General features: G+C 59.4%; 13 protein-coding genes and 1 pseudogene. 11 read left to right on the forward strand and 3 right to left on the reverse strand.

Annotated elements, in window-relative coordinates; all coding sequences use genetic code 11:
* Window position 1 precedes the first annotated feature (1 nt).
* The 7 genes from aspS (at window position 2) to EYW45_RS11835 (ending at window position 10,222) form a co-directional block, all read left to right on the forward strand.
* On the forward strand, window positions 2–1,792 hold the full coding sequence (gene aspS / locus EYW45_RS11805; RefSeq protein WP_161135612.1) for an aspartate--tRNA ligase: 1,791 nt from the start codon (window positions 2–4) through the stop codon (window positions 1,790–1,792).
* Window positions 1,793–1,822: 30 nt separating this feature from the next.
* Window positions 1,823–2,686: an endonuclease/exonuclease/phosphatase family protein gene (locus EYW45_RS11810; protein WP_161135613.1), complete on the forward strand. Its 864-nt coding sequence runs from the start codon at window positions 1,823–1,825 to the stop codon at window positions 2,684–2,686.
* On the forward strand, window positions 2,683–3,900 hold the full coding sequence (gene clsB / locus EYW45_RS11815) for a cardiolipin synthase ClsB (protein ID WP_161135614.1): 1,218 nt from the start codon (window positions 2,683–2,685) through the stop codon (window positions 3,898–3,900). Before EYW45_RS11810 ends, clsB begins: the two co-directional genes overlap by 4 nt.
* 115 nt (window positions 3,901–4,015) lie before the next feature.
* Window positions 4,016–6,448 carry a 3-hydroxyacyl-CoA dehydrogenase/enoyl-CoA hydratase family protein gene (locus EYW45_RS11820; RefSeq protein WP_161135615.1) on the forward strand — a complete coding sequence of 811 codons (2,433 nt, stop codon included), beginning with the start codon at window positions 4,016–4,018 and terminating at the stop codon, window positions 6,446–6,448.
* 177 nt (window positions 6,449–6,625) lie between these two features.
* The gene (locus EYW45_RS11825) at window positions 6,626–7,825 is read left to right on the forward strand and encodes an acetyl-CoA C-acyltransferase (RefSeq protein WP_161135616.1); all 1,200 of its coding nucleotides are present in this window, start codon (window positions 6,626–6,628) and stop codon (window positions 7,823–7,825) included.
* A 67-nt stretch (window positions 7,826–7,892) separates the two neighbouring features.
* Complete coding sequence (locus EYW45_RS11830) at window positions 7,893–8,126, forward strand: hypothetical protein (RefSeq protein WP_161135617.1); 234 nt, start codon at window positions 7,893–7,895, stop codon at window positions 8,124–8,126.
* A 983-nt stretch (window positions 8,127–9,109) separates the two neighbouring features.
* On the forward strand, window positions 9,110–10,222 hold the full coding sequence (locus EYW45_RS11835) for an acyltransferase family protein (protein WP_161135618.1): 1,113 nt from the start codon (window positions 9,110–9,112) through the stop codon (window positions 10,220–10,222).
* Here EYW45_RS11835 and EYW45_RS11840 read toward each other — a convergent pair.
* Genes EYW45_RS11840 through EYW45_RS11850 form a run of 3 tightly spaced genes read right to left on the reverse strand, consistent with a single transcriptional unit; the run spans window position 10,219 to window position 13,133 of the window.
* On the reverse strand, window positions 10,219–11,094 hold the full coding sequence (locus EYW45_RS11840; RefSeq protein WP_161135619.1) for a DMT family transporter: 876 nt from the start codon (window positions 11,092–11,094) through the stop codon (window positions 10,219–10,221). The two genes, EYW45_RS11835 and EYW45_RS11840, sit on opposite strands and share 4 nt — an antisense overlap.
* Window positions 11,087–12,535: an MFS transporter gene (locus tag EYW45_RS11845; protein ID WP_161135620.1), complete on the reverse strand. Its 1,449-nt coding sequence runs from the start codon at window positions 12,533–12,535 to the stop codon at window positions 11,087–11,089. The genes EYW45_RS11840 and EYW45_RS11845 overlap by 8 nt, the downstream gene beginning before the upstream one ends.
* Before the next feature lie 31 nt (window positions 12,536–12,566).
* Complete coding sequence (locus EYW45_RS11850; RefSeq protein ID WP_161135621.1) at window positions 12,567–13,133, reverse strand: CoxG family protein; 567 nt, start codon at window positions 13,131–13,133, stop codon at window positions 12,567–12,569.
* 204 nt (window positions 13,134–13,337) lie between these two features.
* Here EYW45_RS11850 and EYW45_RS24510 point away from each other — a divergent pair.
* The 4 genes and pseudogenes from EYW45_RS24510 to rfbD all read left to right on the forward strand — a co-directional run.
* Window positions 13,338–14,429, forward strand: a pseudogene (locus EYW45_RS24510) (MraY family glycosyltransferase); the annotation flags it as partial.
* A 96-nt stretch (window positions 14,430–14,525) separates the two neighbouring features.
* Window positions 14,526–15,431 (forward strand): glycosyltransferase family 2 protein, encoded by a 906-nt coding sequence (locus tag EYW45_RS24515; protein WP_235939053.1) that lies wholly within the window; start codon window positions 14,526–14,528, stop codon window positions 15,429–15,431.
* A 2-nt stretch (window positions 15,432–15,433) separates the two neighbouring features.
* Window positions 15,434–16,495 carry a dTDP-glucose 4,6-dehydratase gene (rfbB, locus tag EYW45_RS11860; RefSeq protein ID WP_161135623.1) on the forward strand — a complete coding sequence of 354 codons (1,062 nt, stop codon included), beginning with the start codon at window positions 15,434–15,436 and terminating at the stop codon, window positions 16,493–16,495.
* Entirely contained in the window at window positions 16,492–17,379 is an 888-nt protein-coding gene (gene rfbD / locus EYW45_RS11865) for a dTDP-4-dehydrorhamnose reductase (protein WP_161135624.1), read from the forward strand. Before rfbB ends, rfbD begins: the two co-directional genes overlap by 4 nt.

The following is a 17,379-nucleotide window of genomic DNA, read 5'->3' on the forward strand; positions in this document are numbered from 1 at the left end:
AATGCGTACCTGCTATACCGGCCAGGTTTGCCGTGACCACCTCGATCAGACCGTCACCTTGTTCGGATGGGTCAATCGCCGCCGCGACCACGGTGGGGTGATCTTCATCGACCTGCGCGATCGCGCAGGGCTGGCACAGATCGTGTTCGATCCGGACAATGCTGCGGCCTTCGCCACGGCCGAGTCGCTGCGCAATGAGTTTTGCGTGCGCATCACCGGCCTGGTTCGCCTGCGCCCCGAAGGCACGGCCAACGCCGATCTCGCCTCCGGCGAAATCGAAGTGCTGTGCCGCGAAGTCGAGATTCTCAACGCATCGGTCACGCCGCCGTTCCAGCTCGATGACGACAACCTGTCCGAAACCACGCGCTTGACGCACCGGGTGCTGGATCTGCGCCGTCCGCAGATGCAAAACAACCTGATGCTGCGCTATCGCGTGTCGATCGAAGTGCGCAAGTTTCTCGATGGACTGGGCTTCATCGATATCGAAACGCCGATGCTTACGAAGAGCACGCCCGAAGGCGCGCGCGATTACCTCGTGCCGTCGCGCGTGAACGCCGGCAACTTCTTTGCATTGCCCCAGTCGCCGCAGCTCTTCAAGCAGATGCTGATGGTGTCGGGCTTCGACCGTTACTACCAGATCGTCAAGTGCTTCCGCGATGAGGATTTGCGTGCCGACCGCCAGCCCGAGTTCACGCAGATCGATTGCGAAACGTCGTTCCTGAACGAAACGCAGATCCGCGAGATTTTCGAAGGCATGATCCGTCACGTCTTCAAGGTCGTGCAGAACGTCGACCTGCCGTCGCCGTTCCCCATCATGACCTGGACCGAAGCCATGCAGCGCTATGGTTCGGACAAGCCCGATCTGCGTGTCAACCTCGAGTTCACCGATCTGAGCGATGTCATGAAAGACGTCGACTTCAAGGTGTTCTCGGCCGCCGCCAATGCTGCGGGCAGCCGTGTGGTTGGCCTGCGCGTGCCGGGCGGTGCGGAAATGTCGCGTAGCGAGATCGACGGCTACACGCAATTCGTGGGCATCTATGGCGCCAAGGGCCTGGCCTACATCAAGGTCAACGACATCTCGAAGGGCCGTGAAGGCCTGCAGTCGCCCATCGTCAAGAACCTGCACGACGCCGCGCTCACCGCGATGCTCGAACGCACGGGCGCCCAGAATGGCGACATCGTGTTCTTCGGGGCCGACCGTGAAAAAGTCGTCAACGACGCCATCGGCGCACTGCGCGTGCGTATCGGTCACAGCGAGTTCGGTCAGAAGAACAATCTGTCCGCCAAGGGCTGGAAACCGTTGTGGGTGGTCGACTTCCCGATGTTCGAATTCGACGAGGAAGAGAACCGCTACACGGCGGCGCACCATCCGTTCACGAGCCCCAAGGATGGCCACGAAGACCTGCTCACGACCGATCCGAGCAAGGCGATCGCCAAGGCTTACGACATGGTGCTCAACGGTTGGGAAATCGGCGGCGGGTCGGTTCGTATTCACCGCGAAGAAATTCAGAGCAAGGTGTTTCGCGCCCTCAAGATCGATGCCGAAGAAGCCCGTGAGAAGTTCGGCTTCCTGCTCGACGCATTGCAATACGGCGCGCCTCCGCACGGCGGTATCGCCTTCGGTCTGGACCGCATCTGCACGATGATGACCGGTGCCGAATCGATTCGCGACGTGATCGCTTTCCCCAAAACGCAGCGGGCACAGTGCCTGCTCACGCAAGCACCGTCGCCGGTCGACGAGAAGCAATTGCGCGAGCTTCACATTCGCTTGCGCAGTACCGAGGTCAAGTAAGCGCATGGCGCAGTAACGAGAAGGGGTGACATGACAGCGCTGAGGGTGGTGAGCTACAACATCCACAAGGGCCGCTCGGCGTTGTTGAGTCGGGAGTCCCTGAATGCGCTGCGCTTGGAGCTCTACGGTTTGCGCCCCGACCTGCTCTTTCTCCAGGAAGTGCAGGGCCGCAACGAAAAAGCCTCGCGATTCGATGCCCAGCACGAATCGCTTGGCGCCGCGTTGCACATGTCCGTCGCGTATGGCCGCAATGCCATTCGCGATCAGACGGACCACGGCAACGCATTGTTGTCGCGCTTCAAGATCATCTCGTACGAAAACCAGGACATTTCCGATCACCGGATGGAGCAGCGCGGACTGCTGCATGCCACGGTGGATATCGGTGGTCGCGAGGTGCACTGCTTCGTGGTTCATCTGGGCCTCTTTGCCGGTGGCCGCTCGCGTCAGATCACGGCCTTGATCGAGCGCATTCAGCGGCTCGTGCCCGAGGGCGATCCGATCTTGATCGCCGGCGATTTCAACGATTGGGGCGACCGGTTGGCGCCGCACTTCGTGCAGCAATTGGGGCTTTACGAGGTGTTCTCGCATGCACCGCGCACGCATGGGGGCGAGGTCCCCAAGCTGCGCGATTCGATGCGGCGGATGGCCAATGTGCTGCGCGGCGTACCCAATGCCTTCGAGGCGCTCGACCGGACCCGTCAGTTGGGGATGAGCGGCTCGGCCTATTGCCCGCTGCCGCCGCCTCGCACGTTCCCCGCCGTCTTTCCTTTCCTGCGGCTTGACCGCATCTATCAGCGCGGCTTTGCCGTGCGCAGCGCGCGCGTGTTGCGTGGGCGTGAGTGGGCCAAACTTTCGGACCATTCGCCCTTGCTCACCGAGCTCGAGTTGCCGTGAGGGGCAACATCGTCCAGCTGGACTGGACCGACGGCAACGCCATTACCCTGCTCGAAAACGGCACCGATTTCTTTCCCGCATTATGCGCGGCGATCGACAATGCACGGCACAGCGTGCATCTCGAAACCTATATCTTTGTGCTCGATCGCACCGGCATCCGCGTACTCGACTCGCTGATGAAGGCCGCACGCCGCGGGATCAAGGTACGCGTGGTGCTGGATGGATTCGGCAGCGCCGACCAGGCGCAAAACGTGCAGTCGCAATTGCGTGGTGCCGGCGCGCAATGCCTGGTCTATCGGCCCGAGCCGAAGTGGTTCGTTCGCTGGGTGCCATCGCGGCAACGGTTGCGCCGCCTGCATCGCAAGCTTGCGGTCGTCGACGGCGAGACGGCGTTTGTCGGCGGCATCAACATACTGGACGATTACGACGACCTCGATCCTACGGATGGAGTACCGGTGCCGCGTTTCGACTACGCCGTCGAGGTGCGCGGGCCGGTTGTTCCCTACGTGCAGCATGCGCAGGAACTGCTGTGGGTACGCTTGAACTGGTCGCGCCTGCGCAAGCATCCACGCGACTGGCGCAAGCTGCGCCTGCGGCGTCCGCGGCCGCGCAGTACGCAGGATCGTGCTGCAGGCACACTGCGCGCAGCCCTGGTGTTGCGCGACAACGTGCGGTACCGCAAGACCTTCGAAAGTGCTTATCTGTATGGCATTCAAACCGCGCGCCGCGAGATCCTGATCGCCAATGCCTATTTCCTGCCGGGCAAGCAGTTCCGCGACGAGCTGATTCGCGCTGCCCGCCGCGGGGTTCGGGTCCGGGTACTCGTGCAGGGCAAGATCGAGTACCGCATGCAGTATCACGCCACGCGTGCGCTGTATGCGCCGCTGCTGGCGGCGGGCATCGATATCGTCGAATACATGCCTAGTTATCTGCACGCCAAGGTGGCCGTCATCGACGACATCGCCGTCGTGGGGTCGTCCAATATCGACCCGTTCAGCTTCCTGCTCGCGCGCGAGGCCAATGTGGTGGTGGATGACCGCGCCTTCGCTGCGCAGCTTCGCACGTCGCTCGAGGCGGCCATCGACGCGGGCGGCAGCCGCATCCTGGCGCATGATTATCACGGTCGGGGGTGGGTGCGTCGCTTTGCCGACGGCCTGTCGTATCGCTTGATGCGCATCGGCATTTCGTGGTCCGGCGTGCCGGGCGAGTATTGAGTCTCCGGCCGGTGCTTTCCGCTTGCGGTAATTACCTATGTAAATAGGCATGTCGCAGCGTTTTTGTTGGTTCACCGATGCGTTACGCTGGTGGCTGATAAAAAGGAGACTGAGCATGCTGCAAACCCCATCGTCCGGCGTGGCGCGTCCCGCTGCGCACATTAGAAAGATCGGTGTTCTGGGTGCCGGTGTGATGGGGGCGCAGATCGCCGCTCATTGTGTGAACGCGGGGGTGCCGGTGGTGCTGTTCGATTTGCCCGCCAAGGGCGATGATCGCAACGGCATCGCGCACAAGGCCATCGCGCAGCTTAAAAAGCTCAATCCCGCACCATTGGCGCATCCCGATCTGGCCGCGCGGATTCGCGCCGCCAATTACGGCGACGATCTCGAATTGCTGGGCGATTGCGATCTGATCATCGAAGCCATCGCCGAGCGCCTGGACTACAAACGCGATCTGTATCACAAGATCGCCGCGCATGTCGCGCCTCACGCCGTCCTCGCCAGCAACACGTCCGGCCTCTCGATCGAGTCGTTGTCGCAAGCCTTGCCCGATGCGCTCAAGCACCGCTTTTGCGGCGTGCACTTCTTCAATCCGCCGCGCTACATGCCGCTAGTCGAACTCATTCCTACGGCTGCCACCAAGCCGCACCTGCTCGATCAGCTAGAGACCTTTCTTGTCTCGGTGCTGGGCAAAAGCGTCGTGCGCGCGCGCGACACGCCCAACTTCATCGGCAACCGCATCGGTGTGTTCGGCATCCTGTCCACGATGATCGAGGCCGAGCGTGCCGGCCTCACGTACGAGCAGGTCGACGAGCTCACCGGCAGCCGATTGGGGCGGGCCAAATCCGGCACATTCCGCACGGCCGATGTGGTAGGGCTGGACACACTCGCACATGTGATCAAGACCATGCAGGATGGCCTGCCCGACGATCCCTTTCGCGCGCACTTTGCCACCCCTGCGGTGCTTGGCGCGTTGCTCGAAAAGGGCGCGCTTGGACAGAAGACGGGTGCCGGCTTCTACCGCAAGGACGGCAAGACCATCTTGCGGCTCGACCCCACAGCGGGCGAGTATGTGCCGGCCGACGCGCACGTGGATGACGAGGTGGCGGCAATCCTGGCGCAGCGCGATCCGGTCAAGCGCATGGCGGCGCTGCATGCATCGGATCATCCGCAAGCGCGTTTCGTATGGGCCTTGCTGCGCGATACCTTCCACTACAGTGCAGTGCATCTCGCGGATATCGCCGATACCGCCCGGGACGTCGATTTCGCCATGCGCTGGGGTTTCGGTCACGGACAGGGACCCTTCGAGCTGTGGCAGAGCGCAGGATGGACGCAGATCGCCGAATGGATCGAAGACGACATCGCCAGCGGCGAAGCGCTTTCCGATGCGCCCTTGCCGGCGTGGGTGCGCACGGGGCCTGTGGCCGATGCGGGCGGTGTGCACACGGCGGCGGGATCCTGGAATCCGGCCTCCGCCCGGTTTGAACCGAGATCCGATCTGCCGGTGTATGCGCGGCAGCTCTTTCCACCACTGCTGGCCGGCGAGCGGCAGACACTTTCGGGCGATACCGTATTCGAAGACGATGCCGTGCGCGCGTGGACCTTGCCCGCGCCGAATCCGGATCGCATTCTTATCGTCTCATTCAAAACCAAGATGCACACCATCAGTCCGGCCGTGACGGCGGGGCTGCTGCGCGCCATTGCGCTTGCTGAAGAACGCTTTGAGGGTGTCGTGATCTGGCAGCCGCGCGAGCCGTTTTCTGCAGGTGCCGATCTACAGGGCGTATTGGAGGCCGTGCTGCGCAACGGGCCAGGGGCCATCGAAGGCGAAGAGCGTCATCTGCAAGAGGCCGCGCAACGCATGCGCTACGCGCAAGTGCCCACGGTGGTCGCGCTCACCGGTTTGGCCCTGGGGGGTGGGTGCGAGCTTTCCGTGCATGCCACGCAGCGTGTGGCGCACCTTGAAACCTATATCGGCCTGGTCGAAGTGGGCGTGGGTTTGATCCCCGGTGCAGGCGGCCTGACGTTCTGCGCGCGGCGTGCGGCCGAGCTGCATGCGCAGGTTGCACCCGACCAGCCGCTGCTCAGCGTGCTCAAGCGCTTCGCTGAAGCCGTCGCCGGCGCCACGGTGTCGAAATCGGCGCTGGAAGCCCGCCAGATCGGTTATCTCCGCGAAAGCGATCCGGTGGTCATGAACGTCAACGAGCTGCTGTATGTGGCTGTGCACCAGGCGCACGGCCTGGCGGTGGCCGGGTATCGGCCGCCCGTGGCCGTGCCGTTCCAGGTGGCTGGCCGCGATGGCGCCGCCACGCTATCGAGCCAACTGCTCAACTTGCGCGATGGCGGCTTCATTTCGGACTACGACTATGAGCTTGGCCGCCATGTCGCCCGGATACTGTGCGGCGGGGATGTCGATCCCGGTACGCTGGTCGACGAGGCATATCTGCTCGCGCTCGAGCGTCGAGCCTTTCTGACGCTTCTGGGTCAGGAAAAAACGCAGGCGCGCATCGGCGGGTTGTTGAAAACGGGCAAGCCGTTGCGAAATTAAGGTGGATTCGACTCTCGCCAACGGCGTGGTGCCATCGTGCCAATCGTCGTGGGCGCGCCCGAACTGTTGCGGAAAAAAGACGCTAAATGAACGTCAGCGCGCAATACGCGCTACTTTGAATGCAAAGAGGCCGAGCTGACACGTTGGCGCGGTACATAACGATGTGGAGACTGATGCATGACTCGAACGCTCAACGACGCTTACATCGTGGCCGCGACCCGCTCCGCCGTGGGCCGGGCGCCACGTGGAGCCTTACGCGTCAAACGTCCCGACGACCTGTTGGCTGACGTACTTCGCGCCGCCATGGCGCAAGTGCCCACGCTCGATCCCGCAGCGATCGAGGACGCCATCATCGGCTGCGCGCGTCCCGAGGGTGCGCAAGGGCTCAACGTTGCACGCATCGCGGTGTTGCTCGCGGGTCTGCCCGATAGCGTGGCCGGCGTCACCGTCAACCGCTTCTGCGCCAGCGGGCTCACTGCGATTGCTATGGCTGCCGACCGTATTCGTACGGGCGAAGCCGACGTCATCATCGCCGGCGGCACCGAGTCGCTGAGCCAGGTGCCCATGACCGGATTTGCACCGTCTTTCTCTCCCGATATCTTCAAGCAGGACGACAACCTCGCCATCGCGTATGGCATGGGCCTGACCGCCGAGCGTGTCGCGGAGCAATGGAACGTGTCGCGCGAGGACCAGGATGCGTTCGCCTACACGTCGCATCAACGGGCGATTGCCGCGCAGGACAGTGGGCAGTTCAACGATGAGATCACGTCCGTGATGGTGACCCATCGCGGGGCCGACCTGGATACGCACGAACAGGTATCGCACACCACCGAGTTCACGCTCGATGAAGGCCCGCGGCGCGACACCACACCCGAGGCGCTGGCCAAGCTCCGATCCGTATTCGCAGCCCGCGGATCGGTCACGGCAGGCAACAGTTCCCAAACGTCCGACGGCGCAGGCGTGTTGATCCTGGCTTCCGGCGCAGCCGTTAAAGCCCATGGTTTGACGCCATTGGCCCGCTTTTCTTCGTACGCCGTGCGCGGTGTACCGCCGGAGATCATGGGTATTGGCCCAAAAGCGGCAGTGCCGGCCGCACTTAAATCGGCAGGCTTCACGCAGGACCAGATGGATTGGATCGAGTTGAACGAGGCGTTTGCCGCCCAGTCGCTCGCGGTGATTCGCGATCTCGGGTTAGACCCTGCTCGTGTCAATCCATTGGGTGGCGCGATCGCACTGGGGCACCCATTGGGCGCCACGGGTGCGATTCGTGCTGTCACGCTCGTGCACGGACTGCGGCGACGCAATCTGTCACGCGGGATGGTCACGATGTGCGTCGGGACCGGCATGGGCGCGGCAGGAATCTTCGAACGTATGTAAGTGCTTGCTAACTGGTAAGGCGTAGAAGACAGTGGACTTAAAACATACCCTTGATCTTCGGCATAAGTTGGACCTCAACAAGGTGCTCATTGGTGCGGCAGCGTTGGTCGGCGCCTTTATGCTGTATGGTCTCGTCAAAGAAGCGACGCCCGAAGGGCAGGAAATGAAAAAAGGGCGCGCTGCGATCGATTTATGTTGGCGCGAATTCGATCGGCGCCCGGCGAGCGACAACGCCGGCGTGGCTGCCACATGCAAGAAACTGGAAGATCGCTTTTCGGATACGTTTGGCCGCAGTCCTTGATTTCGAGACCAGTGAGTACGTTAATAAGACGTGGCCTAGGATCGCCAACATTCGATACTAGTAAGCGGATCGCGCGCAATCGATAAAGCGATGGTAACTGGCGCTTCGAGCGATCACGGCTCATCATTTTGTAATCTGTTTGACTGCAATTACTTGCGAGGTGCAGACTAGAATCACATATGCGTCCACCATAAGAGGTCGCGTGACCTCTACAAGTAAGAACGCACCTAGAGCATGCCAAGTACAGGCGCTAAAAAATCGCGGTCATTGCCCGCCTCGGGCCGATGCTCACAATTAATCGAAGAAAGATGATGTAGGCGACAGCTGTGCACAGCGCGGCTAGCAGGGTGATCGCCGTCCTTATCCGGAACCATGCCGGGTGCTTTGGCCATTGCGTGATCCCCAGCGTCAGGTTGCACATCTTCTGAGGGGTCTTAAGGCCTCAATTCCCCACACGTTGCAGTGTTTGCTATTTGGCTTGGCTGATGGCGTTACGGGCGTTAGCGCCGTCAATCTCTCTTCCAACGGCGGGGCGACAGCGCTTGCTATGACCGTGTCTGCGCGGGCAAAGCCGACGCGGATCATCGCCAGCGCCACTGATTCGTTGAGTTAGGCGCCAATGACGGGCTTTTTGCCGTCATTCTCGACCGATCATTGCGCAGGACGACGTGCTCGCAATCGCCTATGGCACGGGTGTGACCGCCAGGCGCGTCGCCAAGCTGTGGAAAGTGTCGCGAGAAGATCACGAAAATTGACAACGATTGTTTGCTCAATCCCCTCTAGCGGCGCATTATAAACGCGCCGTGGTCATCTACGATCTGTTGGAGATTGGCTCGTACGTGGCTTTCACGACTGAATTTTCCTGTACGGTTCGGCTCGAAAGACCAACTTTGAGTGAACCAACGGGAGGCTATTTTAAGCCGATCGAAAGCACTTTGTCTATTTAGACTAATACTTTTCACACCAAATTGCTCGACAAAAAAATGAATAGAAATGAGAGCATTTTAAACATTGAAAAGTCAAATTTAATTAGGTCTGTGCAGTTCCCAGCAATCGATGGGATAAGAATATACGCCGCAGCGATTGTATTCTTTCAGCATGTTTTAGGCGGAATCGTAATTGAGTACTATAAAATAGACATTTTGCGATTCAATTATAGATCGGATAATGGATGGTTGAGAGCTGTTAATTATCTATCGGATGGAAATCATGGCGTAGACGTATTCTTCATTCTAAGTGGTTTTTTGATGTCGCGAATATTAGTCAGAAAATCTAGCAGTTTCAGCTATGTGGGATTTATCTGGAGCAGATTGAAAAGAATATATCCCGCATTCTTCGTATCTTTAGTGGTTTGTACGGCGTGCGTGACAACTATCTTTGGTTGGGATTGGGATGGCAGTCGCTTCGTGAAAAACATGTTCTTCTTGAATGCTTTTCCTGTGTTCGGCGTTTTACCATACAATCATGTTTCTTGGTCGTTAGGTTACGAATTTGCCTTCTATTTTCTCATTCCTGTGATTATATTCTTGGCAAGATTTTTCGACGTACGGATCTGCGCAGGAATCTTATTGCTTAGCGCATATTTTTTGATACCAGACAATTATTTCCGATTTTTGGCGCTTTTTATAGGTGCATTTATTGGATCGTTCTCTGATCGATTTCTAAGTGCTGTCGCGGAGAAAGTTCCTTTGATCTTGCCCTTTGTCATCTATATTTTGTTGGGTTTAGCAAGGGCGGTATATGACTTGAAATTTTCTTCAACCTATTGCGTATTCATTTTTACTTCTTCCATCTTATTTATTTGTATTGTGTGGAATGAGGGTTGCTGGCTAAATCGTTTTTTGAGTAAGAAAGTTTTTAGAGCTCTAGGTTCTTTATCTTATTCAATTTACTTGTACCATTCTATTGTGGCTTCGCTTGTTTTGCACAAAGTGACTCCGTGGCCTGCATCAGCGTTTGGTGTAGTGTGGGCCGTAATCATCTCAATAGCTCTAACATTACTGGTTTCATATTTTTCGTATGTTCTTTTCGAGAAGTGGTATTTTTCAGATGATCGTCGAGTAAAAAAAATTGCGCCAAATCAACGTGTGCTTTAGCTAAATCTTTTTTTCGGTTTGCCCGAAATTACTAGTGCGGTTCCAGCAAGTATCACGCTGGCGCCTGTAAGGATGGGCCGCGTAATGACTTCCCCAAGCAAAAACGCACCCCAGAACATGCCAAATACAGGCACCAGAAACGTCACGGTTACTGCCCGCGTTGGGCCGATATTGGCGATCAACCGAAAGAAGATAATGTAGGCAATGGTCGTACACAGAACGGCCAGCAGGATAATCGCCGTCCATGCTCGGATCGATACTGGTTGCTCTGGCCACTGCATGATTGCGAGAGGCATCAGCATGATGGCCGCCATCGTCATGGTGCCTGTGGCGCTGGTCAGCGCATCCACGCCCGTGAGGAAGCGCTTGGTGAAGTTGGCGCCGATGCCGTAGCACAGGGGTGCCACGATCGCGGCCAGCACCGCCGGACCGCTTCCGCCGCTCGTGAAATCGAGCTTGTCCCACACCAGGGCCACAATACCCAGAAAACCTACGGCCAAGCCCAATGCGCTGGTCCACGGCAGGCGGTCCTTCAACCATAGCCACCCGATCACGCCGCCCCACATCGGTGCCACGGCATTGGCGATCGACAGAAAACCGGCGCCGAGCGAACCGGCCGCGTAGGCATACAACGCAAAGGGCAATGCTGCATTGAACGCGCCCACGCCAAATAACGGCAGCGCATTGCGCACCAGCGGCCCCAACCGGCCTTGCCATAGCGCGAAGGGCAGCAAGCACGCCGCTGCGATGCCCACCCGCAACTCAGCGAGCGCCATCGTCCCAAACTCGGGCGCAGCCATACGCATGAACAAAAAAGAGCCGCCCCACACGGCGGCCAACAGCAACAGATCCGTTAAATCGCGACTACGCATGCTTTTTCACCGACACCACGTTTTTCATTTTGACCCGATGCGCGACGACTGCCGCAAACACGCTTAGGCACGCGGCGGCGATTAGCCCTAGCCGCACCCCTTCGAGAACCGACGTGTAGGTGATGGCAATGCCAGTGGCGGCCGTGCCGACCGCACTGCCGATGGCCCGCGTTGTCTGTACCAGCGCGGACGCAATGCCGATATCGCGCCGCTCGCTGAGCATCTGCATGAAGAGCGTCATGTTGGGCAGCAAAAAGCCCAAGGCGGTACCGTTGACCGTGAACGACAGCAAAATCCACCAGGCGGGTGTACCGGCGTGGATGAACAGCACCATCACACAGCCAGTCGCCAGCAAAAGGCCACCGAAAACCATCAGCCGTTGCGGCTCCGATTGGCGCGGGAACAACTGGCCGTTGATGATGCTGCCCAGTGAAATGGCAGCCACCAGCGGCGTCATCAGCAAACCGGCGGCGCTGGGGGAATAGCCCAGCTCGCGCTGCAAAATCAGCGGGCTATAGAAAATCAGGATGAACATTACCGCGCCGATCGCGAACGCAGCGAGATTGAGCAGCCGTGGCTCCCAACCCCGCAGTACGCGCAGCGGAAAGATGGGGGCGCTCACGCGTCGCTCGTAGGGGAGCAGCAGTGCCACGGCCGCCACGGCTGCGATAGCCAGGGCAATGGCCAGCATGGGCGACCCTGCGCCACCGCGCGCGAATCCGATCTGCAGTGCGCCGAGCGGTGCGGCCACCGCTACGATCAGCAGTAATCCCCCCACCCAATCGATTTTGCGGGCACCGTCGATCGTGGGATGGAACTTGGGGAAGTAGCGCCAGATTAGAAAGAAGGAGGCCAATGCGGCTATCGGCGCCACGAAGAACGCCGCGCGCCAGCCAAATTCCTGCGTGATTGCGCCGCCCATCAGCGGACCGATGCCGCTGGCCATGGCAAACGCCGCCGACACCAGCGCCATCCATCGCACCCGCTCGCGCGCATCGGGAAACAAGTCGGCAGGTGCCGCGAACGCCGTGGCGATCATCATGCCCCCGCCGATGCCCTGCAGGGTTCGGAACATGATCAGCTGGGGCATCGATTGGGCCAGACCACAGGCCACTGAGCCGGCCGCCACGATCGCCAGCGAGATCAGCATCAATGGTTTGCGGCCGAACATGTCGCCCAGACGGCCAAAGATCAGGATCGAAGCGGCGGTGGCCAGCAAATAGCCGGTACCCACCCAGGAATACAGTGCCATCCCACCCAGTGCTTCAGCGACCCGCGGCAGAATCGTGGTCACGATCGTGGAGTCGAACGCGACCAATACGACCGTGGCGGCCACCCCCGCCATCGCGAGCAGGAGATCGCGGCGTGACCGTTCGGCGGGCTTCGGTGCTGCTGCTGCTGCGGAGGAAGAACTGCCGTCGGAACGGGTAGGTGAGGTCATGCCTCAAGAATATCACCCGTTCGTTAACGTGCTACCGAAAAAGTGTGTGATATCCGACTAAAAGAACCACGACAAACGCCGGAATTGCCCACGTAAGCATCGGATTGCGCATGCCGTCCTCAGCTACCATAGGCGGCGCGGGTGGCGCAGTGGTCGGCACGCGCGTGATGTGATCCATGAAGGCGGTCATGAAGGTGTCGACGACCTTGTTACCTGCTTTGACCAGCATTGGCTCGCCGACCTGGGCCAATTTGCCGCCTGCCATGCCTGCCACGGTGTAGGCGAGGCGGGTGCCGTCATCCTTGGTCGTCAGGTTGACCTGCGCGGTGCCGATCACCAGTCCGGCCGCGCGGCCCTTGCCTTCGAAGGCCAAGGTGCAGCTATCTGGCGCCTGGATGTCGGAAAGCAACAGTTCGCCTTCGTATTCAGCCTCGATACCGCAGGCCTTGCTGTGCAAGGTCACCCAGTACTCCGTAGGCGATCGTTGTTCCATCCGGGCGCATCCCGGAATGCATTTTTGCAGCACGGTCGGGTCTGTTAACGCATCCCAAACCTGATGTTGCGGTTTCGGGATCCAATGGGCGTCTTTGATGTGCATGGCTGTCTCCTCTGCACGGGCTGCTTGGTGCAACCTCTAACGTGGGGTTTGGTGTCTTTATTTTGCGCTTGTTTACGCTGCAAGGGAACGGTGTTGCAAAGTAGAATTACAGACGTACGCACTGTTAAAAACAAAAACAACTATGGGCGTGTTACAAATGACCTGTGCCATTAAACTAGCGGCGCTTTCGACTCTGGGCTCCGTGTGATCTACATCGTTACCGCATTCCTGACCTCCCTCGTGGTGACGCTTCTCGTCGTCAGGTACTCCCATCTCCATGCGCAGTTCACCGCCGACAGCGATCTGACGGGGGTGCAAAAATTCCATACCCGTCCGGTCCCCCGTGTAGGTGGCGTCGCCCTGCTCGTCGCGCTCCTAGTGATCTGGGGGCTGCTCTGGTTTACCGAGCGCGAGCAATTCAAAGAATTCGGTTTGCTGATCGTGGCCAGCCTGCTGGCGTTCGCCGGCGGCTTGGCGGAAGACCTTACGAAGAAAGTGCGGGCATCCGTGCGACTGGTGCTGGCCATGCTCGCGGGCGGCGTTGGCTTCTATCTGCTGGATGGCGCCATCACTCGCATCGATATCATCGGGCTCGACTGGCTGCTGCAGTTCGGGGCCTTCTCACTGATTTTTACGATGTTCGCCGTGGGTGGCGCCGCCAACGCCGTCAACATCATCGACGGCTACAACGGGCTGGCTGCCTTTGTTTCGGCCACCATCTTCGCCGGTTTCGCCTACGTGTCGTTTTACCTGGGCGATCGGCTGCTGTTGGTGTCCTCGGTGGCGATGCTGGGAGCGATCGGCGGATTCTTCGTCTGGAACTATCCCAAGGGGCTGATTTTCCTGGGCGACGGCGGGGCGTACCTGATCGGCTTCATGATCGGCGAGATCTCGGTGCTGATGCTGGCGCGCCACCCGATCGTGTCGGCTTGGTTCCCGCTGTTGATTTGCGTCTACCCGGTTTTCGAAACGCTGTTCTCTATATATAGGAAGCGCTTGTTGCGCGGCGGTTCGCCTGGGATGCCTGACGGGGTGCACTTGCACATGCTCGTCTACCGGCGCCTGGTGCGTTGGGCTGTGGGCTCGCGCGACGAGAAGCGCCAGGTGCAACGCAACGCCATGACCTCGCCTTACCTGTGGCTGTTGTCCTCGCTGGCAGTCATTCCCGCCGTGCTGTTCTGGCAGCAGCAAACGGTATTGATGATTTTCGTGTTTTTGTTTGCCGTCACTTATGTGTCGCTCTATCGCGCAGTGGTTCGATTCGAGACGCCCCGTTGGTTGGTGCTGACCAAACGGGCGCTGGGACCGCTGGCGCTGGGTCGTGGCGACGCCTCGTTCCCAGGTGCTGCGGTCGAGGTCGATCAGATCGCGCATCAGCGTGTAGCGATCTTGATGGGCTGTTACAACGGACAAACCTATCTCCGGGAGCAACTCGATTCCATCGAAGCACAGACGCACCGCAACTGGGTGCTGTGGGTGTCGGACGATGGCTCGACCGACGATACCGCCAAGATACTCGACGAGTACCGTAGCCGCTGGGGTGAAGACAAATTACGTGTGGTCGATGGACCGCATCAGGGCTTTGCCCGTAATTTCCTGAGTTTGGTTGCGCGGCCGGAGATCGAAGCGGACTTCTTTGCCTATTGCGATCAGGACGACGTATGGGTAGCGTCCAAGCTGGCGCGAGCGCTGGACGTCCTTGAGCGGGTGAGAGAGGGTGACCAGCCCCAGCTTTACTGTTCGCGCACCCTGCTGGTAGACGCCAAGTCACAGCCGCTTGGGTTTTCGCCGCTTTTTGACCGCAAGCCCGGCTTCAAGAACGCGCTGGTGCAGAACATCGGGGGCGGCAATACGATGATCTTCGATGCCGCGGCGCGCAAGATCATTGCCGATGCGGGTTGGGACCTGGACGTCGTGGCGCACGACTGGTGGACCTACATCGCGATCAGTGCAGCCGGAGGGCATACCATCTATGATCCGAAGCCTGCATTGCGCTACCGCCAGCATGGGTCCAACCTCATTGGCTCCAATGTGGGCATGGGTGCCCGATTTGGCCGTGTGTTCAAATTGTTCCAAGGCCAGTGGCATCGATGGAACGATGCCAATGCAGTGGGATTGCGGCGCATCGACCATGCATTGACGGGATCTGCCAAGCGCACGTTTACAGAATTTGAAGCCGCGCGGCTGGGATCCTCGTTGTTCGGGCGTTATGCCGCCATGAAACGCGCAGGCGTCTATCGCCAGACGACACTCGGAAATCTCGGCCTTATCGTGGCCGTCCTTTTTAAAAAAATGTAGCTATGACTATTATCGTGACCGGCGGTGCCGGCTTTATCGGTGGCAACTTTGTACTGGATTGGTTGAGGCAGTCTGACGAGAAGATCGTCAACGTCGACAAATTGACCTATGCAGGCAATTTGCAGACGCTTGAGTCGGTCGCCGGCAATCCCAATTACCGCTTTGTGCAAGCCGATATCGGCGATCGCGCGGCGATCGATGCGCTGCTGGCTGAAGAAAAACCGCGTGCGGTTCTCAACTTCGCCGCCGAGTCCCATGTTGATCGCTCGATCCATGGCCCCGGCGACTTCATCCAGACAAACGTGGTGGGCACATTCAACCTGCTCGAATCGGTGCGCGCCTATTGGAGCGCGCTTGAAGAACCCGCGCGCAGCGACTTCCGTTTTCTGCATGTTTCCACCGACGAAGTCTATGGCACGCTGAGCGCGGAAGATCCGCCGTTTACCGAAGAGAACACGTACGAACCCAACAGCCCGTACAGCGCCAGCAAGGCGGCGTCCGATCACCTCGTTCGCGCCTGGCACCACACGTACGGCCTGCCGGTGTTGACCACCAATTGCAGCAATAACTACGGTCCGTATCACTTCCCCGAGAAGCTGATCCCGCTCGTGATCGCCAATGCCCGCGCCGGCAAGCCGCTGCCTATCTATGGCGATGGCCAGCAGGTGCGCGATTGGCTGTACGTAACCGATCACTGCTCCGCGATTCGCCGCGTACTCGAAAGTGGCAAGCTGGGCGAAACCTACAACGTCGGCGGTTGGAACGAAAAGGCCAATCTGGAAGTGGTGCACACCATCTGTGCGATTTTGGATGAGCTGCAACCGCGCGCTGATGGCGAGCCGTACACCAAGCAGATCACGTTCGTGAAAGACCGCCCCGGCCATGATCGCCGTTACGCGATCGACGCGCGCAAACTTGAGCGCGAATTGGGCTGGAAGCCCGCCGAAACGTTCGAATCCGGCATTCGCAAAACGGTGCAATGGTATTTGGACAACACCGAATGGGTCGATAACGTCATGAGCGGCAACTACCGCGACTGGCTCAAGAAGCAATACACCGCATGAAGATACTCCTCCTCGGCAAAGACGGGCAGGTGGGTTGGGAGCTGCAACGCGCGCTCGCGCCCCTCGGCGAACTCGTGGCGCACGGGCGCGACCGGGCCAATCTCGAAGACATCCCGAGCGTCGTTGCGCTGATTCGCACCGAACGGCCTGACGTGATCGTCAACGCGGCGGCCTATACGGCAGTAGATAAAGCTGAAAGCGATGCAGATCGAGCCGATCTGATCAACCATCGGGCTGTGGCTGCCATTGCTGCCGAAGCGCATGCGCTGGGCGCTTGGTTTGTGCACTATTCGACCGACTACGTGTTTGCCGGCGACAAGAGCGCACCGTATGTCGAAAGCGATTCGATCGCGCCTCAAAGCGTTTATGGGTCGACCAAGCAGTTGGGCGAAGCGGCGATTGCAGCGTCAGGTTGCAAGCACCTCGTCTTTCGCACTAGTTGGGTATTTGCCGCACGCGGCGGCAACTTCGCCAAGACCATGCTGCGGCTCGCAGCGGACCGCGATGAATTGCGCGTGGTGGGCGACCAGACGGGTGCGCCGACCAGCGCCGAGCTCATCGCGGATGCGACCGCATTATGTATTTATCGCACGAAGGTGCAGCCGGATGACGCATATTCAGGCATTTACCATCTCGTGGCGGGCGGCGAAACCACGTGGCACGGCTATGCGCAATACGTGATCGGTCTGGCGGCGGCAAAGGGGGCGGTGTTAAAGGCCAAACCGGAACAGGTTCATCCCATCGCTACGACCGACTATCCCGTTCCCGCCAAACGGCCGGCGAACAGCCGGCTCGATACACAGAAAATCCAACGAACTTTCGCCCTGTCCCTGCCCGATTGGAAGGTACACGTTGCGCGACTGATCGACGAAATCGTAATTTAG

The sequence above is a fragment of the Schauerella aestuarii genome (genome assembly GCF_009866805.1).
Taxonomy (GTDB): Bacteria; Pseudomonadota; Gammaproteobacteria; order Burkholderiales; family Burkholderiaceae_B; genus Schauerella; species Schauerella aestuarii.